Here is a 21658-nt window from a genome sequence, read left to right on the forward strand (position 1 = left end):
ATGGACAGAATCGATTTCCTCGGCTTCGTCCTTCTACTCCGTGATATAAGCCGATTAGATCGCTATTCAACACGGCAGAATTAAATACTTTTCTAACGCTTACTTGTAAAAGATATATTATACGAATCGATATAATTTAGGCCTACCTTTCTGAGATCCATTCCCCGTTAATTCTGTATCGTAAATATCGAAATTGTCGAAGTACAGGAGAACACCGGTTGTATTCAGACAAAATATACTATATAATTATTTTGTATAACGTATCTTTTACTCTCCATAAGGCCCTTTTCCTCTCATCCCGTAAGGAAAGGTATGAAGCGTCGAACGTACCTGACACTCGTTGCAAGTAGCATCGGGGGAATTTCTGGGTGTGCTAGTCCACTTGTTCAACGCACGAACAAGAAAAAGCGGCTCGGAAAAGTATCACTTGTTGACAAACAAACGAAGGGCGTTAATTTAGATGTGGACATACAACGTTCAATTATCACAACAGAACGAACTGCGACCATCCAATTCAGATTTTCCAATCCAACCTCCGAACCGATTAAACTGAAACTTGACCGAAAAACAGATTCCCCAGCACCGTTGACAAGTTTCGTCGAAACAGATGCTGGTCGGACATTTACAGGTATCGCCCTTGTTCCGCGTAGGGGTTACAATATCACACGGAGGTCAAACTCATGTTGGAGACCCGGTAAAGACGGGTTTGTGAGACAACTTGACGAAGAGGTGATGAGGATTCCACCAAGTAAATCAGTTCAGTTGAATTACGAGGTCTGGGAAGATACAGAGAAAGACGAATGCTTCCCTGCCGGAACCTACCATTTCGGGAAGAACGGATCCAATCCAGTCTCGTGGCAGGTAACAATCAAAATAGAAAAACCAGAAGGTGAAAGTTAGACGCCTTATTGTTGAATCGAAATTGCACTTGTGAAATTAACGCTGAAACTGACGCGCTCCGAAGTCGGATATTAGATATCTACTAGTAGGTTTTCGTTATGTTACGGTAATCAGCGATCTAGCTTTGTGAAGTACTGAGACTAGCCGACATGTTTTCTCGATCAAATCGAGCTCGCCCCCACACGTCCGGTGTATTCTGCTCTTCCGAAATGTGCTCAAGTGAGTATCTCTGTCCAAGGTACCTTCTAGGTGTGCCCTCAATCCAAGCGATTATTTTTGACCTAGTTGCCTACAGCACCTATTACTGAGACATTACCCGAGCACCTTTTATTGCATATTAGTAATAATTATCAAATAACAAAGTAGTAAATAGTTGAACTAGAATACAGAAGATACGTCACCGCTCGAATGTAAGTTGAGACTTGTCTGTTTAAGGTAGAAGAATATGATGATTTGTAGCTACCTATCTTCCGAGCCTCTGGACACTCCGACCCTAGATTCGATATAGCGAAAAAGAGTTTATTCGGAGGGGTGTGGCACCTCCAGTGGGTCGGTTGCGGGCCGGCGTCCAGTTGCGTCGTCGCTGACTCGAATCGCGGGTGAGGCTCGAAGCGGCGACGGACTCCCGGAGAAGTGAACGGCGGCGTCGAGGCCGCCGGGTGGCGTCAGCGCGTTAGAACGGGTAGTCGCGGTCTTCGTGCTGCAGCGAGATCCACTTCGTCTTCGTGACTTCGCGGAGGAACGCGTCGCTGTTGTATCCGCCCATGCCGGAGGCGCCGATGCCGCCGAACGGGACGTGCGCCTCGTCGTTGATGGGCTGGTCGTTGACGTGGACGTGGCCGGTCTCCATGCGGTCGGCGATGCGTTTGCCGGCGCCGACGTCGCCCGCGTGGACGGAGCCGGAGAGGCCGTACTCGGTGTCGTTCGCCAGTTCGACCGCCTCGTCGACGTCGCTGAACGGGATGACCGGCGCGATGGGGCCGAAGTGCTCGAAGCACGCGGCGGACATGTCGTTCGTCACGTCCGACAGCACGGTCGGCGCGACGACGAGCGAGTCGTCGACGCCGTCGAGGTCGACGGTGTGCCCGCCGGTTTCGAGGGTGGCGCCGGCGTCGACGGTCTCCTCGACGTACTGCAGCATCTCGTCGCGCTGGGACTCGTCGATGATCGGGCCGACGACGGTGCTCGGGTCGTGCGCCGTGCCGACCGGGAGCGACTCGGCGCGCTCGACGAGTTTGTCGACGTATTCGTCGTAGATGGATTCGTGAACCAGATGCCGGTTGATAGAAATGCACACCTGGCCCTGGTGGACGAACGACCCGAAGACGGCGCTGTCGATGGCGGCGTCGACGTCGGCGTCACCGGTGACGACGTGTGCGTTGTTCCCGCCGAGTTCCATCGCTGGCTGTGCGAGGTTCTCGGCGGCCGTCGCGGCGACGCGGCGGCCGACGGGCGTGGAGCCGGTGAACGCGACGACGTCGCTCTCGGGGTGGCCGGCGACGCGGTCACCGATTTCGGAGCCGCGGCCGGTGACGACGTTCAGGACGCCGTCCGGAAGCCCGGCGTCTTCCACGAGTTTCGCGAACAGCAGGCCGCCCGTAATCGGGGTGTTCGTGGACGGCTTCAACACGACCGGGTTGCCGGCGGCGATGGCCGGCGCGACGGCGCGCATCGAGAGGTTCAGCGGGAAGTTCCACGGCGAGATGACGGTGACGACGCCCGCCGGCTCCCGCTGGACGATGTGCTCTTTCCCGGGGATGTTCGACGGGGCGTGTTCGCCTTTCATCCGCCGCGGCAGCGTCGTCGCCTCGGCGGCCTGGTCGGAGGCGATGTGGATGGACGTCTCCCCGTACGCCGGGCCGCCGCCGGCCTCGTATTCGAGCAGTTCGAGGACCTCGTCTTTGTGTTCTTCGAGCGCGTCGAGGAACGCCTGCGCGGCCTCCTCGCGTCGGGCGGGCGGCGCCGACCCCCACTCGTCCTGCGCCGCCGCCGCGGCCTCGTACGCGGCGTCGACGTCGGCTTCGACGGCCGCCGGTACCTCCGCGACGACCTCGCGCGTCGACGGGTCTTCGACCGCGATCGTCTCGTCTCCGGCGGACTCGGTCCACTCGCCGTCGACGTACAGCGCGTTCCAGTCGGCGTCGATCGAGAAATCTTCGGGCATGTGCGTGTGTGTCTCTGTGTCCGAGACGAAAAATGGGTCGGCAACGGGAGAATTCATCAACGAACGGCAACTTGAGGTACCCGGAACCGTAACGGGGTCCCCGGAGCGTCCGGAGCCGACGCGGTGAGGGAGACTTTTTGAACTGGGCGCCGACGTGAGGAGCATGCGCGCAGCAGTGTACAACGGACCGGGCGACATCAGCGTCGAGGAGGTACCGAAACCCGAAATCGACGAGCCGACCGACGCCATCATCCGCGTCACCCACACCGCGGTCTGCGGCTCCGACCTCTGGTTTTACCGCGGCGAGAGCGACCGGGAAGCCGGCTCCCGCGTCGGCCACGAGCCGATGGGAATCGTCGAGGAGGTCGGCGACGACGTCCGGTCGGTACAGCCGGGCGACCGCGTCATCGCGCCGTTCGCCATCAGCTGCGGGAAGTGCGAGTTCTGCCGGAAGGGGCTGCACACCTCCTGCGTCGACCGCGACTCGTGGGGCGGCGACAACGGCGGCGGCCAGGGCGAGTACGTGCGGTCGACGCACGCCGACGGCACGCTCGTCCGCGTCCCGGACCGCCACGCCGACGACGAGGAGACGCTCGAGGCGCTGCTGCCGCTGACGGACGTCATGGGGACCGGCCACCACGCCGCCGTCAGCGCCGGCGTCGAGGAGGGCGACACCTGCGTCGTCGTCGGCGACGGCGCCGTCGGGCTGTGCGGCGTGCTCGCGGCGCGCCGACTCGGCGCCGAACGCATCATCGCGATGGGCCACCACGAGGACCGGCTCGAACTCGCCGAGGAGTTCGGCGCCACCGAAACCGTCGCGGCCCGCGGCGACGAGGCCGCAGAGCGCGCCACGGAACTGACGTACGGCGGCGCGAACCACGTGATGGAGTGCGTCGGCGCGGCGTCCGCGATGGACACCGCGATTCAGGTGTGTCGCCCGGGCGGCACCGTCGGCTACGTCGGCGTCCCGCACGGCGTCGCGGACGCGGGGCTGGACGTGCTGTCGATGTTCGGCGACAACATCGGGCTGCGCGGCGGCGTCGCCCCGGTCCGCGCGTACGCCGAGGAACTGATGGACGACGTGCTCGGCGGCACGCTCGACCCGTCGCCCATCTTCACGAAGACCGTCGACCTCGACGGCGTCCCCGAGGGCTACCGGGCGATGGACGAACGCGACGCCATCAAGGTGCTCGTGAAGCCGTGAAGGTGTGACGCCGTGAAGGAGCGATGCCGTGACGCCGTGAACACCGACCCGGTTCTGGAACCCCGAGTCGCAGACGGCGCGGCGAAACGGAGCCTCGAACGGCGGGGTGCTGGACCGCACTGACCCGAGTCGGTGGAGCGTCCGACCGGCGGAAACGCGTCGGTACCGTTCTTGGAGTCGACCCGCAGACGGCGCGGCGAAACGGAGCCAGAAATGGTCGAGCGGCGTGGAGAGGGCGATCCGGTGCGGGCGGCTCAGTACTGGCCGATGGTGGTGATGGGCGGCGCCGTGTGCGGGCCGTACGGCGCGTCGTCGAGCCACTCGCCGGCGTCCTCCCAGTGGTCGGCGAGGCGGGAGGCGACCTCCTTTTTGATTTTCGTGGTGACGTCGTCGCCCTGCAGGTATTCGAGCGCCTGCCCGGCGGCGTTCTTGTTGTACTCGGCGGCCTTCTCGCGGCGCGCCGCGTACAGTTCGACCTCGACGTCGGCGGTCGCCTTGACGGTGCTGCGCTCCGCGACGGCGATGGCGGAGGCGGCCTCGTCGGCGTCGGCGACGCCGGAGTTCATGCCGCGGGCGCCGAACGGCGCGAACAGGTGTGCGGCCTCGCCGGCGAGCAGGACGCGGCGGTGGTCGTCGATGAACGAGTCCGCGGTGACCTGCTTGAACTTGTACGAGGACACCCAGCTGACGCGGTCGCGGTAGCGCTCGCCGAGCGTCTTCGCGACCATGTCGCTGACGCGCTCCTCCGTCGCCATCTCGTCGGCGTCGTCGGTGAGCTTACACTGGATGTCGACGCGCCAGCCGCCCTGGAACGGGACGAGCAGGACGTTCCGGCCGTCGACCGCGGGGTGGTCGTAGTGGAAGACGCGTTCGAGGTCGCGGGGGTTCTCCGGGTCCTCCTCGACGTCGGCGATGATGAAGGAGTTCTCGGACTGCGTCCCCTCGAAGTTCGAGCCGATCTCCTTGCGGACGGTGGAGCCGGCGCCGTCGGCGCCGACGACGTACTTCGCGTTCCAGACGTCGCCGTCTTCGGTCTCGACGCGGACGCCGTCCTCGCTGGAGTCGACGGTTTCGACCGCCGAGTCCCAGTGGATGTCGATGCCGGCCTCGTCGAGCGCCTCGTACATGAAGTCCTCCGTGTCGACCTGCGGGAGGCTCGTGAAGTGCGGGAGGTCGCCGGAGCCGCCGGGGTTGTCGTACGTCCGGGAGAACACCTCCTTGTTCCGCCACACGGTGCGGCGCGTCGGCCAGACCAGTCCGGCGTCGGCGAGCCGCTTGCCGAGCCCCGGGTGGACCCGTTCGAGCGTCTGCAGCGTCGCGCCGTGGACGTAGATGGCGCGGCTTCCGGGCCGTTCTCGGTCTTTCGGGTCCGCTTCGAGGATCGTCGTCGGTACGCCTCTCGCGTTCAGCGCGAGCGCAGTGGTCATCCCGGTCGGCCCGGCACCGGCAATAACCACTGGTGGCTCCTCGTGACTCTCAGCCATACTACCCGGTTGCGATGGTACGTGTATAGCGGTTTTGGTTGTTCCCAGCAATTAGCACGCGTGCGCGTGGCACGCCGTTCTGAAAGCGATTTTACACGTCTCTCGCGGTGCGGTGAGGGCCGCAGCGCGGCGGTCGAGGACGGACGAGAACCGTCGGCCGCGCGGTCAGAAGTTCCGGTAGATGATGTCGCGCTGGATGGCGCTGACGCCCTCGTAGATGACCGGCATCCGGGCGTCCCGGTAGACGCGGGCGACGCGGCGGTCGTCGAGGATGCCGCGGCCGCCGTGGAGCTGTACCGCGGTCTCGGCGCAGTCGGTCGCGGTCTCGGTGGCTTTGGTCTTCGCCATCGACGCCCAGAGTTCGGCGTCCTCGCCGGACTCCATGCGGTCGACGGTGCGCCACAGCAGCGACCGCGCGGCCTCGAACTCGGTGCGCATGTCGGCGAGGTCGTGCTGGACGGACTGGAAGTCGCTGACGTGGCGGCCGAACTCCTCGCGGTCGTGGACGAACTCCCACGCCTCCTCGATGGCGGCCGCGGCGAGGCCGATGCCGTGGCCGGCGACGCGGGCGCGGCCGTGGTTGAAGAACTCCGCGACCATCCGGAAGCCGTCCCCGCGCTCGCCGACGAGGTTCTCCGCGGGGACGCGGCAGTCGTCGAAGGTGATGTGCGCCTGCTCGGAGGCGCGCATCCCCATCTTCTCCGGGACGTGCTCGGCGTGGTAGCCGTCGGCGTCCGTCGGCACGACGAGCAGCGAGTGGTTGCCGTGGCGGTCGTCGCCGTCCTCGGTGCGGACGTAGACGGATATCCAGTCGCCGCTGACGCCGTTGCCGATCCAGTACTTCTCGCCGTCGATGACCCACTCGTCGCCGTCCCGCTCCGCGCGGGTCGTCATGCCGGCGAGGTCGCTGCCGGTGTCCGGTTCGGAGATGGCCATGCCGGCGGTGGCGTCGCCCTCGGCGACCGGCCGCAGGTACGCCTCCTTCTGCGCGTCGCTGCCGAACTCCTCGACGATGGCGGTGCCGAAGCTCTGTCCGACGAGCGCCAGCCCGATGCCGGCGTCCGCGCGGAAGAACTCCTCGATGGTCGCGACGACGGCGGACAGCGGCCGGCCGTGACCGCCGTACGCCTCCGGGATTTCCTGGGCGACCAGCCCGGCGTCGTGGGCGGCCTCGACGACGTCCGTCGGGTAGTCGCCCGACCGGAAGTAGTCGGCCGCGTTCGGTTCGATGTGCGTCTCCGCGAACTCGCGGGCGCGCCGCTTCACGTCGCGGGCCTCCGGCGGCACGACCGACTCCTCCAACAGCTCCATACGGGGAGAGTTTCGGTATATTGTAAAACATTTCCGTAAATTATCGCTCGCTGTTTGCGTCCACTGATTATTCCCTAAATTTGTTAGCGCCAGTTGGCGAGCCGAATCACGAGTCTTATGCCGGCCCGGCCGAATGAGTGGTCGATGGCGGCGGACGAGCCCACGCACGAATTCAAGGACCGCGACATCGCCATACTGCGGGAGTTGGCGGCGGACCCCGAGGTCTCCTCTCGGGCGCTCGCGGACATCCTCGCCGAGGAGTACGACATCGACGTCTCGTACGTCACCGTGAACGAGTCCGTCCGGAAGATGCGCGAGGCGGGCGTCTTCCGGGAGGCCATCGTTCCGAACGAGGGGTACTTCGTCTTCGAACTGTTCGAGTTCAAGTTCAACCCCGAGTACTTCGCCGACGAGTGGCGCGAGACGATGGAACACATCCGCGACGACGAGCACACGCTGCTGTACTTCCTCTCGGACGGCGAGTACCAGTGGAAGTCCATCATGCTGTTCCCGTCGCGGGAGGCCGGCGAGCGCTGGCTCCACCAGTTCTACAAGGACTACGGCCGGTGCGTCTCGAACGTCCGGACGTCCGTGATGACGAACGTCCTGAAGTTCGGCGCCGACCCCGACCTGTTCGACGACCTCGACTACGACGGCTAGGCCGCGGCCCGCCGCTGCAACAGCCCGGACCACCCCTGTTTTCACGGCCGAAACGACGGCTCTTGGAGACGGTGCCCGTCGGAGTCGACGCCGACCACGGGTTCGCTGCCGACTCGACGCCGACCGCCGGAGGCGACGCTGCCGGTGTGTCGCCGTCGCCGCTTCGCTGACGAGCCGTCGCTGTCGACGCGTCGAGCCGAGCGGACAGAAAAAGCCGCGAGCCGCGAGCAGCGGCGGAGCCGCGTTCAGACGCCGAGGTACTGCTGGCGGAGTTCGTCGTCTTCGCGGAGCCGTTCGGTGGTGACCTCGTCGGCGATGCGGCCCTCGTCGATGAGGTAGTGGCGGTCGGCGGTGGCGAGCGCGACGGCGACGTTCTGCTCGACGAGCAGGATGGTGACGCCCTCGTTCTCGCTGATCTCCTGGATGATGTCCTCGATGCGCCGGACGATGTACGGCGCGAGCCCCTCGCAGGGCTCGTCGAGCAGAATCATCTCGGGGTTGGCGACGAGGCTGCGCGCGATGGCGAGCATCTGCTGTTCGCCGCCGCTCATGTTCTTCGCGGGCCGGTCGCGCATGTCGTCGAGCTCCGGGAACCGGTCGAACATCTCCTCGACGTCGCGCGGGTTCGGCGCGTGGTTCGCGGCGAGCCGGATGTTCTCGGTGACGGTGAGGTCGCGGAAGCACCGGCGGCCCTCCGGGACGAGGTTCAAGCCGAGCTCCGGGATGCGGTGGGCGGGCCGGTCGAGCAGCTCGGTGCCGTCGAACGTGATGCTGCCGCCGTGGACGGTCGGCTCGTCGGCACCGACGATAGAGCGCATCGTCGTGGTCTTGCCGGCGCCGTTGCGGCCGAGCAGCGACACGACTTCGTCCCGTTCGACTTCGAGGTCGACCCCGAAGAGCACCTGTCCCGTCTCGTAGCCCGCGTCGAGTCCGTCTACCTGTAGTAGCGTCATAGTTCCTCCCGCATACCGCCGAGGTACGCGTTCTGGACTTCCTCGTTCTCCTGAATCGCGTCCGGCGTGTCGGTGGCGAGCACCTCGCCTTGGTTCAGCACCGTGATGCGGTCGCTCGCCGACAGCACGATCTCCATGTCGTGTTCGATCATCAGCACGGTCAGCCCCAGTTCGTCCTGGACGGACTGGATGAGGTCGATGGTTTCGCGGCTCTCGCTCGGCCCCATGCCGCTGGTCGGTTCGTCGAGCAGCAGCACGGACGGCTCGGTGGCGAGCGCCATCGCGATGCCGAGCCGGCGCTGGTCGCCGTGCGAGAGGTTCTTCGCGGTGGTGTCGGCGTGTTCGTCGATGCCGACCCGTTCGAGCAGCTCCATCGCGTCGTCGGCGTACTGCTCGCTGCCGTCGCCGCGCAGCGCGAACCGGAACGGCCCGACTTCGGCGGTCTGCACGACGATGCGGACGTTCTCCAGTACGGTCAGCTCCGTGAACAGCTCGTTCGACTGGAACGACCGCGCGAGACCGATGTGCGGCCGCTCCTCCTGCGGGAGGTCGGTGATCTCGTCGCCGTCGAGGTACACCGACCCCGCGGTCGGTTCGAGCGCGTGCGTGACGACGTTGAACAGCGTCGTCTTCCCGGCGCCGTTCGGGCCGATGATGGCGCGCATCTCGCCCGACCGGACCGCCAGGTCGACGTCGTCGACGGCGACGATGCCGCCGAACCGCTTCGTCAGCCCCTCGGTGCCGAGCGCGACGTCGCGCGGGTCGTCCGCCGGCGTCGCTGGCTCGGTGGCCGTCTCAGCCGGGTCGGCGTCCGCCGCAGCGTCGGCGTCGACGTCTGCGTCGGCCGCGCCGTCGGCCGCAGCGTCGGGGTCTGCGTCGCTCATTCGGCATCACCTCGGAGGCGGCCGTACAGCGACCCGAGTCCGTTCCGGAGGAGTCCCCAGATGCCTTCCCGCGGCGAGACGAGCACCGCGATGACGAACAGGAGGCCGAGCAGGAACTGCCAGTACGTCAACAGCCCGGACACCTCGAAGGTGACGAGCGGGTACTCCGACAGCGGCAGCGCGAGCGTGTGGAACTCGGTGAGGTAGTCTTCGGCGAACAGCCAGACGAACGCGCCGGCGAGCGGGCCGAAGAAGTAGTTCGCGCCGCCGAGCACCGACATCAGGATGACGTCGCCGCTGGTCGGAATCGACAGCGCGGACAGCGTCGCGCCCTGGTCGTTCACTTCGAGCAGGACGCCCGCGAGCGCGGCGAACGCGGCGCTGAACGTGAACGCCCACACCTTGTACCGGCGGACGTCGATGCCCATGGCGCGCGCGAGCTTCTGGTTCTCGCGGATGGCGACGAGCGTCCGGCCGAACGGCGACCGGACCAGTTGCCACATCAGCAGCATCGCGACGGTGAACACGATGGCGATAGCGTAGTACCAGTCGAGCTGCCAGCCGGCGACGACGACGTACTTGAAGCCGCGGACCGTCTCGATCCAGCCCGGGAGCGCGCCGCCGGCGATGCCGGTGGTGCCGCCGGTGAGTCCGCCGGGGTCGTAGTTCGCGATGAAGTGGACGGACTTCGCGAACGCCATCGTCAGCATCGCGAAGTAGATTTCGCCTTTCTGGACGATCATGCGGGCGACCAGGTAGGCGATCGCGGTCGCGAGCAGGATGCCGAGCGGCGCGGCGAGCAGGAACGCCACGTCGAGTTTCGCGACGCCGATGGCGACGCTGTACGTCCCGATGCCGAGGAACATGGCGTGGCCGAACGACAGCAGCCCGGTGTAGCCGAGCAGGATGTTGAACGACGCGACGACCAGCATCCAGATGAGCATCGAGTTCGCGATCTGCGCGTAGCCGAGCAGCAGCGGGTGCGACACGACGGGGCGCAGCAGCACCGCGATAGCGACGATGCCGAGCGGCACCGTCAGCGCCCCGAGGTCGGCGTCGCGGAGCCGGGCGGCGAGCCCGCCGTCGTCGGCGGCGTCGGCTCGGCTCATTCGAGGAACCCCTCCTGGCCGAACAGGCCGCGCGGCCGCACCATCAGCACGACGATCATGACGAGGTACGGGACCAGTCCGCCGATGCCGGGGATGGCGAGCGCCTCGACGCCGGACACTTTCGCGAGCGACGTCAGGATAAGCGGCGTCAGGTAGACCGCCTCACCGATGAGGATGCCGGAGACGACGCTGCCGAACAGGCTGCCGATGCCGCCGACGACGACGACGACGAACGTGATGATGATGAACTGCTGTCCCATCATCGGGTCCATGCCGACGGCGGTGCCGCGGAGGACGCCGCCGAGGCCGGCGATGAACGACCCGAGGAAGAACATCGCGACGAACCGCTTCGGCATGTCGATGCCGAGGAAGCCCGCCATCTCGCGGTCGAGGACGCCGGCCCGGACGGAGAGCCCGAAGTCGGTGCGTTCGATGAGCAGGTAGACGCCGAGTATCGCGACGACCGCGACGGCGACGCTGAACAGCCGGATTCGCGCGACCGTCGTGACGACGAGGTCGGCGCCCATCGTGAGCACCGTCGGCGTCTGCACGGACAGCGGCGTGCCGCCCCAGGTCGCCCGGGTCGCCTCCTGAATCATCATGGCGACGCCGAACGTCGCGAGCAGCCCCGTGATCGGCGTCTCGTCGTAGAGCCACTGGAGCACCAGCCGCTCGATGAGGACGCCGAACAGTCCGACGAGCGTCGGGGCGACGACGAGCGCCACCCAGAAGGAGACGCCCCAGACCGACATCAGTTGGTACGTGAAGTACGCGCCGAGCATGAACAGCGCGCCGTGCGCGAAGTTCACGATACCGAGCAGTCCGAGGATGATGGACAGCCCGAGCGCGATGAGGATGAGGCTCACGCCGTAGACGAGCCCGCCGATGAACTGGTCGACGAACAGCCCGGGCTGGACCGCGAACGACAGCAGCAGCAGGAGCGCGATGACGCCCCAGACCGCCGCGCCGGACGGCGAGAGCCTGTCGGTATCCAGACGGAGTGAAGAAAACATCGTAGTCATGTGGAGAGCCTACAGGTCGCAGGCGCTTGCGGAACAGCCGCGTGCCACTTTCGAGCCTTCGAACTTCGAGAGCACCTCGAACCACGCCTTGTACGGCTCGTCCTGCATGTTCTCGACGGCGCGGCCCTGCGCCGTGTACACCGGCTGGACGAGCTGGTGGTCGCAGGCGCGCCACGTCAGATTACCCGGGTGGATGTCGGTGACCGGGCTGTCGACCTTGTGGCCTTCGAGTTCGCCGCGGATGGCGTCGGCCTTCGACGAGCCGGCGCGGACGGCGGCGCGGACCTGCTGGTCTGCGGCCGTGTACGACATGACGTGCCGCACGAACGGGTCGATTTCGCCCTGCTCGACGACGCGCTGTTTGAAGTCGGCGCCGGCGTCGATGGAGTTCACCCAGCCCATCGGGGAGACGTCGACGAGCGACGTCGCCTTCTTGCTCAGCCCCCAGAACACCATGTCTTCGAGCTGGTGGACCATGAGCTTCAGGTCGGTCATGCCCTTGTTCATCATCTGCTTGGTCGCGAGCGTCGCGTCCGTCCCCGGGATGACGAGCGCGAGGCCGTTCGCCTCGGAGTTCGCGACGTTGTTCAGGTACGACGTGTAGTCGTCGTTCGGGAACGGCGTCGCGTCCTTCCCGACGACCTCGGCGCCGTTGTCTTTCAGCCGCTTCGAGATGACTTTCTGTGCGGTCTGCCCCCACGTGTAGTCGGCGTACAGCAGGTACCACTTGTCGGCGATTTCGGCCATGTCGGGGGCGGCCGCGCTCGCCATCATCGTGTTCGACTGGTAGACGCTGTACATGTACGGCTGGCACGCCGACCCGGTGAGCGAGTCGGAGGCGCCCTGCCCGATGTACGAGACGCTGTTGTCCGACGCCCACGTCCCGATTTTGGCGCAGACCGCCGACGAGAGCCCGCCCTGCGCGAAGTCGATGCCGTCGGCCGTCACGGCGCGCTTCATCGCTTCGAGCGCGGCGCTCGGGTCGGTCTGCGTGTCGTAGAAGTTCAGCGACAGGGAGACGTCAAGGTCGGATTCGAGGTCCTGTTTCGCGAGCCGCGTCCCGGTCTTGATGGCGGGCCCCCACGGCGCGAACGCGCCGCTCTGGGGAGCGAACACGCCGAGGTTGATCTCCATCGGGCCGGTGGAGCCGACCGTCGTCCCGGCGGTTCCGGTGCCGTCCGAGCCGCCCGAGCCGCCCGAGCCGCCGTCATTCGTTCGTGAGCAGCCAGCGAGGCCCGCGATACCCGCTGATGCGCCCACGCCGAGCCGTTTGAGTGTCTGCCGTCTGGTAGCCTTCCGCATACGATAGAGCCTTACAGTAGAAGGTAATAATTGTTTCGTTAGTTTACGATTGCTGCTCCAGCACGGATTCTCGCAACTTCATGAAGCGAATCCGGCTTGACTACATTAGTTGTTAGAAAACGCGGGGCAGGAGCGGGGTGGCTGCGCCGCACCCGAATCGGCTCGGACGGCCACGAGGTCGCCCGCAGAGATCGGTCGTTCACGGCCGCGAAACGCGGTTCGAGAATCGAAGGGACGGCCGAGCCGACCCGTCGGAGCCGCCTACTCGTCGATGGGGAGCGAGCCGTACTCCGATTCGAACTGGTCGACGAGCACCTTCTTGTTGAACTTGCCCGTCGTCGTCTTCGGAATCTCGTCGACGAACTTGATGTGGTCCGGGAGCCACCACTTCGGGAACTGCTCGAGCAGCGCCTCGCGCAGGTCCGCTTCGGTCACGTCGCCGTTCGGGACGACGTACGCGAACGGCCGCTCCTGCCACTTCTCGTGGGGGACGCTGATGACCGTTGCCTCCTCGACGCGGTCGTCGTCGATGAGCGCGTTCTCCAGTTCGACCGACGAGATCCACTCGCCGCCGCTCTTGATGACGTCGTCCATCCGGTCGACGACGTCGAGGTAGCCGTACTGGTCCATCGTGCCGATGTCGCCGCTGCGGAACCAGCCGTCGTCGGTGAACGACTCCTCGTTCGCCTCCGGCCGCTCGTAGTACTCGCCGATGAGCCACGGCGCCCGCGCCTGAATCTCCCCCGGCGTCTCGCCGTCGTGCGGCACCGGTTCGCCGTCGTCGTCGCGGAGCCGCATCTGGACGCCCGGCGCCGGGACGCCGGCCTTCTTCCGGAGTTCGTTCTGCTCGTCCCGCGGCAGGTCGGCGACTTCGGTCGTGATGAGCGTGTTCGCGAGGTGCGGCGACGCCTCCGTCATGCCGTACCCCTGGCTGATGGGCGCGTCGTACACGTCCGCGAACTTATCGAGCAGCGAGTCCGGCGGCGCGCTCCCGCCGATGAGGACGTCGTCCAGCGATTCGAGCGTCTCCGGGCCGAGGTCGTCGCGCTCCTCGATGAGCTTGTCCGCCTCCATCCACACCGTCGGGACGGCGGCGGCGATGGACACCGCCTCGTCGCGAATCAGTTCGACGAGGTCGCCGGGGTCGGTGCGCTGCCCGGGCAGCACGAGCTTCGCGCCGGTGAGCGTCGTCGTGTACGGCAGCCCCCAGCCGTTGACGTGGAACATCGGCACGACCGGCATCACGGTGTCGGACTCGCTGATGGCGAACACGTCGACGTGGCTGTGCATCAGCGTGTGCAGGAACTGGCCGCGGTGGGTGTACTGGACGCCCTTCGGCAGCCCCGTCGTCCCGGAGGTGTAACACAGCGCGCTCTCGGTCTCCTCGTCCATCTGCGGCCAGTCGTAGTCGGTGTCGTAGCCGGCGATGAACGACTCGTAGTCGACGACCGGGTCGAGGTCGGTGTCGGGGACGTCGTCCTCGTCGCCGAGCACGACGTACTGCTCCACCGTCTCCAGGTTCGGCGCGACGGACTCGACGACGTCGACGAACTGCGGGTCGACGAACATCAGCCGGTCTTCCGCCTCGTTGATTATCTCCTCCAGGTGGTGTTCGGGGAGGCGGTGGTTCACCATGTGGATGCTGCGTTCGCTGCACGACGGCCCGAAGTACAGCTCGTAGTGGCGGTAGTGGTTCACCGCCATGACGCCGGAGCGGTCGCCCGGCTCCATGCCGTAGTCGTCGAGCGCGTGCGCGAGCTGGCTGATGCGCTCGTAGGCGTCGCCGTACGTGTAGCGGTGGACGCCGCCGTCGGGCAGCGCCGTCACGATCTCCTTGTGGTCGAACAGGTCTCGTGCGCGTTCCAGGAACTTCGTTATCGTGAGGTCGTAGTCCATCGTCATTTCGAATCACGCTCCGTGGGTTCGAACCGGTAGAACACCCGGTCCTGGTCGGTCGGTCCGTCGATGTCCACCACCTTGAGTTCGACGGGGTCGCCGAGTTCGAGGTCGTCGTACTCGGCGCCGTCGATGCGGGCGGACAGCCGGACGTCGACGCCGTCGAGTTCGACGACGCCGGTGACGAACGGGACGTCGTCGGCCATCCCGATAGGGGCGCTGCCGCGCACCGCGGAGAACGCGAACAGCGTCCCCTCGTGCGGCAGCGACACGTACGTCAGGTCGTCGCCGGTGCACTCCGGGCAGACGACGCGCGGCGGGAAGTGGGTCGCGCCGCAGTCGGTACACTGCGTCGTCGACAGCGACCCCTCCCGGAGCCGGTCGTAGAACTCGTGGATGCGGGTGTGTTCTTCGCCCTGCAGCTCGTAGAAGTCGAGCAGCCGGGGGAGCTCGATCTGCTCCGGGATCGAAATCGTCTCTCTGCGTGGCGTGTCGTCGCTCATTGTGGGTCCCTCCCGAGGGTCATGACGCTGTGCACCGAGCCGCTGCCGCTGAGGTTGTGGATGAGCCCGGTCTCGGGGCTGTCCGGCACCTGCCGCGCGGACTCGACGTCGCCGGTGAACTGCTTGTACACTTCGAGCGCCTGCGAGACGCCGGTGGCGCCGAGCGGGTGGCCGCAGCCGAGCAGGCCGCCGCGCGGGTTCACGGCGATGTCGCCGTCGAGTTCGCTGCGGCCGTCCTCGATGAACTGGCCGCCTTCGCCCTTCTCCACCCAGCCGAGGTCCTCGTACTCGATGATTTCGCTGATGGAGAAGCAGTCGTGTATCTCCGCGACGTCGAGCTCGCGGACCGGGTCGTCGATGCCGGCCTGCTCGTACGCCTGCTCGGCCGCCTTCGTCGCCTGCGGCCACGCGGACATCGACGGGAGGTTGTTGATGGAGTTGCTCGCCATGCACGACTGGCCGCTGCCGGTGATGTACGCCGCCGTGTCGGTGAGTTCGCGCGCCTTCTCCTCGCTCACGAGGACGAGGCCGGCGGCGCCGTCCGTGATGCCGCTGCAGTCGAGCAGGCACAGCGGCGGCGCGACCGGGTAGGAGTCGAGGACGTCGTCGACGTCCACCGCCGTCTGGAACTGCGCGTACGGGTTGTTGGCGGCGTGCCGCTTGTTCTTCGCGCTGACCTTCGCGAGCTGCTCGCGGGTCGTCCCGTACTCGTGCATGTGGCGCTGGGCGTACATCGAGAAGAACGACGGCGCGTTCAGGCCGTTGACGCCGTCGAACTCGCGGTCGAGCACGTTCGTCATGCCCGACTGCGTCTCCTCCATGTGGCCTTCGGCGAGGTTCATCTTCTCGACGCCGAGCACCAGCGCGACGTCGAGTTCGCCGGCGGCGATGGCGAGCCACGCGTACCGGAGCGCGGCCTGCCCGCTCGCGCACGCCAGTTCGGTGCGCGCCGTCATCTTCGTCACTTCGACGCCGAGCAGTTCGGCGACGAGCGGTGCGACGTGCGTCTGGAAGGCGAACCGTTCGGGCTGGACGGCGCCGACGAACAGGCCTTCGACGTCGTCGGGGCCGATGTCGCCGACGTCGTCGAACGCGGCCTTCCCGGCTTCCTGCACGAGGTCCTTCCAGGTGGCCTCGCGCTTCCCCCAGTCGGCGTGGCCGCCGCCGACGACCGCAGCGTTCCGGGTCATCATTCGAACTCCGGTTCGCGGTCGTCTCTGAACGCCGTGACGCCCTCGACCATGTCGTCGGTGGTCGTGAGCAGGCCGAAGCCCTGGCTTTCGAGGTCGAGCCCCGCCTGCAGGCTGGTGTCCTGCCCGTCGTCGATGACGCGCTTTGCGACCTTCAGCGCCGTCTTCGGGCCGCCGGCGATGTCGGAGACGAACGCCTCGACGGTGTCGTCGAACTCGTCGGCGGGGACGGCGCGGTTCAGGATGCCCCAGTCTTCGGCGCGGTCGGCGCTGATCTGTTCGCCGCGGAACACGAGTTCCTTGGCGCGGCCCTCGCCGACGAGGCGGGTGAGCCGCTGGGTGCCGCCGCCGCCCGGGATGAGCCCGAGGTTGATTTCGGGGGCGCCGAGCACGGAGTCCTCGGTGGCGAGCCGCAGGTCGCACGCCAGCGAGATTTCGAGGCCGGCGCCGAGGCAGAACCCGTCGATTTTCGCGATGGTCGGCCGGTCGAACTCGTCGATGAGCTGGATGGTCTCGTCGACGTCCATCATCTCGGTCGGCGACGACGTCATGAACCCGGTGATGTCCGCGCCGGCGCTGAACGCGCGGTCGCCGGCGCCGGAGAAGACGACGCAGGAGACCTCGTCGAGGTCGGCGTTGCGGAGCGCCGTCGCGACTTCGCCGAACATGGTGTCCGAGAAGGCGTTCAGCCGCTCGGTGCGGTCGAACTCGATTTCGAGGACGCCGCGGTCGGTGACGCGCTTGTTGATGTACTGGTACGGGCCGTCGCCGCGGTAGTCGTGGAAGCCCTGGCCGGCGTCGACGCCGGTGTGGCCGTCCTCGACGAGTTCGACGAGGTAGTCGGCCGGTTCGAAGCGGTCCGCGCCGGTCTCGTCGTGGAGCGTCCGGAGCTTGTCGAGGACGGCGTCGAGCCCGATCTGGTCGCCGAGCCGGCAGGCGCCCTCCGGGAATCGGGCGCCGAGTCGGCTGCCGAGGTCGACGTCGTCGGGCGTCGCGACGTCGTCGCCGACGAGCCGCGCGGCCTCGTTAATCATGCGGGCTTCGACGCGGAGCGTGTCGAACTCGTCGCCGTCGTCGGGGCCGTAGTCGGGGCCGCCGTCCTCCCAGTCGTAGAAGCCCTGCCCGGACTTCTTGCCGAGTTCGTCGGCCTCCACCTGCTCGGCGATGGGCGGCGGCGACTGGACGTCGGTGTCCTGCCGGAAGTGGTAGGCGATGTCGATGCCGGTGTAGTCGGCGAGTTCGAACGGCCCCATCGGGTAGCCGCGGCGGTACACCATCGCGGCGTCGGCGTCCTGCACCGTCGTCTCGCCCTCGTCGAGCATCCACGCCGCCTCCTCGATGAACGGCAGCATGACGTTGTTGACGATGAAGCCGTGGACGTCTTTCTTGACGTCGATGGCCGTCTTCCCGAGGTCGTCGACGAAGCCGTGGACGACGTCGATGGTCTCGTCGCTGGTCTCCTCGCCGTAGACGACCTCGACGAGGTCCATCTTCACCGGCGGGTTGAAGAAGTGGGTCCCGATGACCTGCGACGGCCGGTCGGTGCTCGCCGCGATTTCGGTGATGCTGAGCCCGGACGTGTTCGACGCGAGAATCGCGTCGGCCGGGGCGTGCTCGTCGACCGAGGAGAACGTGTCCCGTTTCAGGTCCATGTTCTCCGGCACCGCCTCGACGACGAGGTCGGCGTCCGAGACGGCGGCGGCGAGGTCGACCTCGCCTTCGACGCGGTCGAAGACGGCATCTGCGGACTCGTCTATCTGCCCCTTCTCGTCGAGTTTGCCGAGACTCCACTCGATGTTGTCGAGACCCTCGTCGACCAGTTCCTGCTCGATGTCGCGGACGACGACGTCGTGGCCCGCAATCGCGGCGACTTCCGCGATTCCGTGCCCCATGCTCCCCGCTCCGAGCACGGTCACGTTCTCTATGTCACTGACTACCATCAACTACTCCGAAGTTAACGTCGGTATTCAATCTTGTGGTAAATTCTTTCCTTGTTTCCGAAATCGGGGCGATTGGTTAACTACTGATGTGATAACTGCTGTTGTGTGAGTGCTTGGTAACTACACCACTCCGGCAGGCGAACGTCGTGTAGCGGCGTCACAGCGCGTGGACGCCGGCGACGACGCCGTCAGGGCACGAAAACTTCGGCCGCACAGATGCCTCGGCGGCGAGGGAGCCACGTCGGTGGGTGGAGCCACGTCGGTGAGAGGGAATCACGTCGACCGGAGAATCGCGGCGGACGCGGTCAGTCGTCGCGGAGCGCGTCGAACAGCGACGGGTCGGTGTCGAACGTGAACACCTTCGAGACGGTCGAGGCCCGGATGTTGTTGACGAGCGCGCCGTGCTCCTTGTAAAAGTCGTGGAGCCACCGCGTCTCCGCCTCCCGCGACGGGAACATCATCACCGTCTTCCAGTGGTACTCGCCGTCCGACAGGCAGTACAGCACCGTGTTCTTGTGGCCGCGGAGGTACTCCATCGTCTCGCGCCACTCCTCGGCGAAGTGCGACGGGTCGAACTTGAACTCCAGGAACGTGAACACGAAGTACCGGTCGTTCGGCATGATGGCCTCCCGGAAGACGCCGGCCTCCTTCATCGACCGGACGGACTTGTTCACGGTGACGTGCGACACGTCGATGTCGTGTTCCTCGCTAAGCACCTCGCTGAGTTCCCGCGAGGAGCGCTGCGGGTTCTCCGCCAGTTCCTGCAGGATGGCGACGTCCCGCTCGGTGAACTCCCACGACGGCTCCGAATCGCCCATGGTGGACAGTCCCACTCCTGTTAGATAGTCGTTCTGTGTCGGCTCGCCGTCGCGCTCGCCCGTCACGCCGTCGGGACATCCGCTGTCGGGGCGGACGCTCCGCCTGTGGCGCTGCTCCCCAACGTTCAATACGGCGTTCGCGAACCCACGGACATGGCTCGACGCGATGCAGCGACGCGGCCCGGTGGACGGCGCCAGCGGAACCGAACGCGGCAGCGGCGTGGCCGCCGACGCGACGCCTGGGGGCGGCGATGAGTCGGCTCGACGGCCGGACGTGCCTCGTCGTCGGCGGGGCGAACGGACTCGGCGCGGCGTCGGCCCGGGCGCTCGCCGCGGAGGGCGCGAACGTCGTCGTGAGCGACCTGGGGACGTCGGTCCACGGCGAGGGCGAGGACCCGTCGGCGGCGCAGGCCGTCGCGGACGACATCGTCGACGCCGGCGGCGACGCCGTCGCGCACGCCGGCGACGTCACCGACTTCGGCTACGCCGAGTCGCTGGTCGAGGCGACGGTCGCGGAGTACGGCCGGCTGGACGCGGTCGCGAACTTCGTCGGCATCCTCCGGGACGGCATCAGCCACACGCTCGACGAGGCGGACTGGCGCGCGGTGGTCGAGACGAACCTCACCGGGCAGTTCACCGTGCTTCGCGCCGCGGCGCGCCACTGGCGCGACGCCGGCGACGACGGCTTCGACGCTCAGCGGTCGTACCTCGCCGCCAGCGCGCGCTCCGTCCGCGGGAACGTCGGGCAGGCGAACTACGCCGCCTCGAAGGCCGGCGTCCTCGGACTGGTGCGGAGTGCCGCCGCCGAGTTGCACCGGTCGGACGTCCGCGTGAACGCGCTGCTCCCGAACGCCTACACCCGGATGACGGAGACCGTCCCGGAGGAGCACCGGCCGTACACGCGCGAGGAGATGCCGCCCGAGCGCGTCGCCGCGTTCGTCGCGTACCTCGCCAGCGACGCCGCGGTCGACGTCACCGGCTGCGCGCTGTACGCCGGCGGCGACCGCGTCGGCGTGTTCTCCGAGCCGACGCTGGACCGCGTCGGCGTCTCCCCCGGCGGCTGGACGGTCGACGAACTCGCCGAGCACTTCCGCGACGACGTCGCCGGCGACGTCGACCTCACCCGGACGGACAGCCACTTCTGAGCCCGCTCCGCCGCCGGCTTCGGCACGCGGCCGCGCGACCGAGCCGCTCCGTACCGCCGCTCTCAGACCGGCCGCGTCGGCGCCGCAGATTTCGCCGGATTTCGGCGGGCGTCCGCGACGCCAACGACGCGGATTCCCGGAGCGTCACGGTGTTTAGCCCGACAAAACGCCCTCTCAGGGCCGAACGGGATGATTTATGGTCGCGCTGGCCGGAGACACGTCCATGCGATTCGTCAGCTTCGACGAGGACCGACTGGGTCTTCTGACCGACGACGGCACCGGCGTCATCGACTTGACCGACAGGCTCGAAATCGACTCGCGCGACCCGCTCGTGGAGTACATCCGTGGCGACTACGACGCCTCCGAGTACGAGGACGCAGAGCCCGACTTCGACCGCGACGAGGTCGAACTCGCCTCGCCGGTCCAGCGCCCCGGGAAGGTCATCGCGGCGCCGCTGAACTACGAGAACCACATCGAGGAGGCGCTCGCGGACCGCGACATCACCACCGAGGAGTGGTTCAGCATCGAGGACAAGGGCTACTTCCTGAAGGCGCCGTCGAGCGTCGTCGGCCCGGACCACGGCGTCGAACTGCCGTTCTCCGACCGCCGCACCGACCACGAAATCGAACTGGCGTTCGTCATGGGCGAGGAGGCGAAGGACGTCTCCGCCGACGAGGCGTGGGACCACATCTTCGGCTACACCATCCTGCTCGACATCTCGGTCCGCGGCGACCAGGACCGCTCGAACCGGAAGTCGTACGACACGTTCACCGTCATCGGGCCGTGCGTCGTCACCGCCGACGAGATCGACGACCCGCAGGACCTCCAGATGGAGCTGCAGCTCAACGGCGAGACGCGGCAGGACGAGAACACCAGCGACATGGTGTACACCTGCGCCGACATCGTCCAGTACGCCTCCATCGGCGCCACCATCGAGACCGGCGACGTCATCACGACCGGGACGCCGGAGGGCGTCAGCGAACTCCACGACGGCGACACCATCGACGCCGAAATCGAGGACGTCGGCTCGATGACCGTCGACGTCACCGAGCGCGACGTGAAGTTCTCGGACGTCGACGTCACGAAGGGCGGCCAGGAGTAACGCTCCGCCGACGGCCGCGCCGAACCGGCACGCGCCGGTGACTACACCCGACTTTTTGGTGGGCTGCCGCA

General features: G+C 66.5%; 18 protein-coding genes. 5 read left to right on the top strand and 13 right to left on the bottom strand.

Annotated features, from left to right (window positions below):
• The first annotated feature begins 312 nt into the window (after positions 1-312).
• Positions 313-900, top strand: coding sequence for a hypothetical protein (locus ACQUS7_RS13830; RefSeq protein WP_435130111.1), 588 nt, complete (start codon positions 313-315; stop codon positions 898-900).
• Between the two features lie 673 nt (positions 901-1573).
• Here the strand turns inward: ACQUS7_RS13830 and ACQUS7_RS13835 are convergent.
• Positions 1574-3064, bottom strand: coding sequence for an aldehyde dehydrogenase family protein (locus ACQUS7_RS13835; RefSeq protein WP_435127075.1), 1491 nt, complete (start codon positions 3062-3064; stop codon positions 1574-1576).
• A 163-nt stretch (positions 3065-3227) separates the two neighbouring features.
• Between ACQUS7_RS13835 and ACQUS7_RS13840 the strand changes: the two genes are divergently transcribed.
• Complete coding sequence (locus ACQUS7_RS13840; protein ID WP_435127074.1) at positions 3228-4268, top strand: zinc-dependent alcohol dehydrogenase family protein; 1041 nt, start codon at positions 3228-3230, stop codon at positions 4266-4268.
• A 254-nt stretch (positions 4269-4522) separates the two neighbouring features.
• Here ACQUS7_RS13840 and ACQUS7_RS13845 read toward each other — a convergent pair whose 3' ends face one another.
• Positions 4523-5752 carry an FAD-dependent monooxygenase gene (locus ACQUS7_RS13845; RefSeq protein ID WP_435127072.1) on the bottom strand — a complete coding sequence of 410 codons (1230 nt, stop codon included), beginning with the start codon at positions 5750-5752 and terminating at the stop codon, positions 4523-4525.
• Positions 5753-5917: 165 nt separating this feature from the next.
• Entirely contained in the window at positions 5918-7063 is a 1146-nt protein-coding gene (locus tag ACQUS7_RS13850; protein ID WP_435127070.1) for an acyl-CoA dehydrogenase family protein, read from the bottom strand.
• 144 nt (positions 7064-7207) lie between these two features.
• Here ACQUS7_RS13850 and ACQUS7_RS13855 point away from each other — a divergent pair, with 144 nt between their 5' ends.
• Positions 7208-7723, top strand: a complete 516-nt coding sequence (locus ACQUS7_RS13855; RefSeq protein WP_435127068.1) for a winged helix-turn-helix domain-containing protein — start codon at positions 7208-7210, stop codon at positions 7721-7723.
• A 245-nt stretch (positions 7724-7968) separates the two neighbouring features.
• Here the strand turns inward: ACQUS7_RS13855 and ACQUS7_RS13860 are convergent, their stop codons facing one another.
• From ACQUS7_RS13860 to ACQUS7_RS13905, 10 genes are all read right to left on the bottom strand, one after another.
• Positions 7969-8676, bottom strand: a complete 708-nt coding sequence (locus tag ACQUS7_RS13860) for an ABC transporter ATP-binding protein (protein WP_435127066.1) — start codon at positions 8674-8676, stop codon at positions 7969-7971.
• The gene (locus ACQUS7_RS13865) at positions 8673-9560 is read right to left on the bottom strand and encodes an ABC transporter ATP-binding protein (RefSeq protein WP_435127064.1); all 888 of its coding nucleotides are present in this window, start codon (positions 9558-9560) and stop codon (positions 8673-8675) included. Before ACQUS7_RS13865 ends, ACQUS7_RS13860 begins: the two co-directional genes overlap by 4 nt.
• Positions 9557-10669: a branched-chain amino acid ABC transporter permease gene (locus ACQUS7_RS13870; RefSeq protein WP_435127062.1), complete on the bottom strand. Its 1113-nt coding sequence runs from the start codon at positions 10667-10669 to the stop codon at positions 9557-9559. Before ACQUS7_RS13870 ends, ACQUS7_RS13865 begins: the two co-directional genes overlap by 4 nt.
• Positions 10666-11682: a branched-chain amino acid ABC transporter permease gene (locus tag ACQUS7_RS13875; RefSeq protein ID WP_435147789.1), complete on the bottom strand. Its 1017-nt coding sequence runs from the start codon at positions 11680-11682 to the stop codon at positions 10666-10668. Before ACQUS7_RS13875 ends, ACQUS7_RS13870 begins: the two co-directional genes overlap by 4 nt.
• 18 nt (positions 11683-11700) lie before the next feature.
• On the bottom strand, positions 11701-12993 hold the full coding sequence (locus tag ACQUS7_RS13880; protein ID WP_435147791.1) for an ABC transporter substrate-binding protein: 1293 nt from the start codon (positions 12991-12993) through the stop codon (positions 11701-11703).
• A 261-nt stretch (positions 12994-13254) separates the two neighbouring features.
• The gene (locus ACQUS7_RS13885; RefSeq protein WP_435147960.1) at positions 13255-14889 is read right to left on the bottom strand and encodes a long-chain fatty acid--CoA ligase; all 1635 of its coding nucleotides are present in this window, start codon (positions 14887-14889) and stop codon (positions 13255-13257) included.
• A 2-nt stretch (positions 14890-14891) separates the two neighbouring features.
• Positions 14892-15392, bottom strand: coding sequence for a Zn-ribbon domain-containing OB-fold protein (locus ACQUS7_RS13890; RefSeq protein WP_435127056.1), 501 nt, complete (start codon positions 15390-15392; stop codon positions 14892-14894).
• Complete coding sequence (locus ACQUS7_RS13895; RefSeq protein WP_435147793.1) at positions 15389-16582, bottom strand: thiolase C-terminal domain-containing protein; 1194 nt, start codon at positions 16580-16582, stop codon at positions 15389-15391. The genes ACQUS7_RS13890 and ACQUS7_RS13895 overlap by 4 nt, the downstream gene beginning before the upstream one ends.
• Complete coding sequence (locus ACQUS7_RS13900) at positions 16582-18522, bottom strand: 3-hydroxyacyl-CoA dehydrogenase/enoyl-CoA hydratase family protein (RefSeq protein ID WP_435147795.1); 1941 nt, start codon at positions 18520-18522, stop codon at positions 16582-16584. Before ACQUS7_RS13900 ends, ACQUS7_RS13895 begins: the two co-directional genes overlap by 1 nt.
• Positions 18523-18827: 305 nt before the next feature.
• Positions 18828-19340: a winged helix-turn-helix domain-containing protein gene (locus ACQUS7_RS13905; protein WP_435127051.1), complete on the bottom strand. Its 513-nt coding sequence runs from the start codon at positions 19338-19340 to the stop codon at positions 18828-18830.
• A gap of 251 nt (positions 19341-19591) precedes the next feature.
• On the opposite strand from ACQUS7_RS13905, the gene ACQUS7_RS13910 reads away from it, so the two are divergent.
• Together ACQUS7_RS13910 and ACQUS7_RS13915 are read left to right on the top strand one after the other, a co-directional pair.
• Positions 19592-20485: an SDR family oxidoreductase gene (locus tag ACQUS7_RS13910; RefSeq protein ID WP_435147797.1), complete on the top strand. Its 894-nt coding sequence runs from the start codon at positions 19592-19594 to the stop codon at positions 20483-20485.
• Between the two features lie 223 nt (positions 20486-20708).
• Entirely contained in the window at positions 20709-21587 is an 879-nt protein-coding gene (locus ACQUS7_RS13915) for a fumarylacetoacetate hydrolase family protein (protein WP_435127048.1), read from the top strand.
• The last annotated feature ends 71 nt before the right edge of the window (positions 21588-21658 follow it).

The sequence above is a fragment of the Halobaculum sp. P14 genome (genome assembly GCF_051195155.1).
Taxonomy (GTDB): Archaea; Halobacteriota; Halobacteria; order Halobacteriales; family Haloferacaceae; genus JBNTKA01.

What these genes read in the sequence shown, in the direction of transcription:
- ACQUS7_RS13915 (WP_435127048.1), top strand. Translation starts at nt 20,709, where the DNA reads ATGCGATTCGTCAGCTTCGACGAGGACCGACTGGGTCTTCTGACCGAC.
- ACQUS7_RS13860 (WP_435127066.1), bottom strand. Translation starts at nt 8,676, where the DNA reads ATGACGCTACTACAGGTAGACGGACTCGACGCGGGCTACGAGACGGGA.
- ACQUS7_RS13840 (WP_435127074.1), top strand. Translation starts at nt 3,228, where the DNA reads ATGCGCGCAGCAGTGTACAACGGACCGGGCGACATCAGCGTCGAGGAG.
- ACQUS7_RS13875 (WP_435147789.1), bottom strand. Translation starts at nt 11,682, where the DNA reads ATGTTTTCTTCACTCCGTCTGGATACCGACAGGCTCTCGCCGTCCGGC.
- ACQUS7_RS13900 (WP_435147795.1), bottom strand. Translation starts at nt 18,522, where the DNA reads ATGGTAGTCAGTGACATAGAGAACGTGACCGTGCTCGGAGCGGGGAGC.
- ACQUS7_RS13865 (WP_435127064.1), bottom strand. Translation starts at nt 9,560, where the DNA reads ATGAGCGACGCAGACCCCGACGCTGCGGCCGACGGCGCGGCCGACGCA.
- ACQUS7_RS13890 (WP_435127056.1), bottom strand. Translation starts at nt 15,392, where the DNA reads ATGAGCGACGACACGCCACGCAGAGAGACGATTTCGATCCCGGAGCAG.
- ACQUS7_RS13905 (WP_435127051.1), bottom strand. Translation starts at nt 19,340, where the DNA reads ATGGGCGATTCGGAGCCGTCGTGGGAGTTCACCGAGCGGGACGTCGCC.
- ACQUS7_RS13885 (WP_435147960.1), bottom strand. Translation starts at nt 14,889, where the DNA reads ATGGACTACGACCTCACGATAACGAAGTTCCTGGAACGCGCACGAGAC.
- ACQUS7_RS13870 (WP_435127062.1), bottom strand. Translation starts at nt 10,669, where the DNA reads ATGAGCCGAGCCGACGCCGCCGACGACGGCGGGCTCGCCGCCCGGCTC.
- ACQUS7_RS13910 (WP_435147797.1), top strand. Translation starts at nt 19,592, where the DNA reads ATGAGTCGGCTCGACGGCCGGACGTGCCTCGTCGTCGGCGGGGCGAAC.
- ACQUS7_RS13835 (WP_435127075.1), bottom strand. Translation starts at nt 3,064, where the DNA reads ATGCCCGAAGATTTCTCGATCGACGCCGACTGGAACGCGCTGTACGTC.
- ACQUS7_RS13880 (WP_435147791.1), bottom strand. Translation starts at nt 12,993, where the DNA reads ATGCGGAAGGCTACCAGACGGCAGACACTCAAACGGCTCGGCGTGGGC.
- ACQUS7_RS13830 (WP_435130111.1), top strand. Translation starts at nt 313, where the DNA reads ATGAAGCGTCGAACGTACCTGACACTCGTTGCAAGTAGCATCGGGGGA.
- ACQUS7_RS13850 (WP_435127070.1), bottom strand. Translation starts at nt 7,063, where the DNA reads ATGGAGCTGTTGGAGGAGTCGGTCGTGCCGCCGGAGGCCCGCGACGTG.
- ACQUS7_RS13895 (WP_435147793.1), bottom strand. Translation starts at nt 16,582, where the DNA reads ATGACCCGGAACGCTGCGGTCGTCGGCGGCGGCCACGCCGACTGGGGG.
- ACQUS7_RS13855 (WP_435127068.1), top strand. Translation starts at nt 7,208, where the DNA reads ATGGCGGCGGACGAGCCCACGCACGAATTCAAGGACCGCGACATCGCC.
- ACQUS7_RS13845 (WP_435127072.1), bottom strand. Translation starts at nt 5,752, where the DNA reads ATGGCTGAGAGTCACGAGGAGCCACCAGTGGTTATTGCCGGTGCCGGG.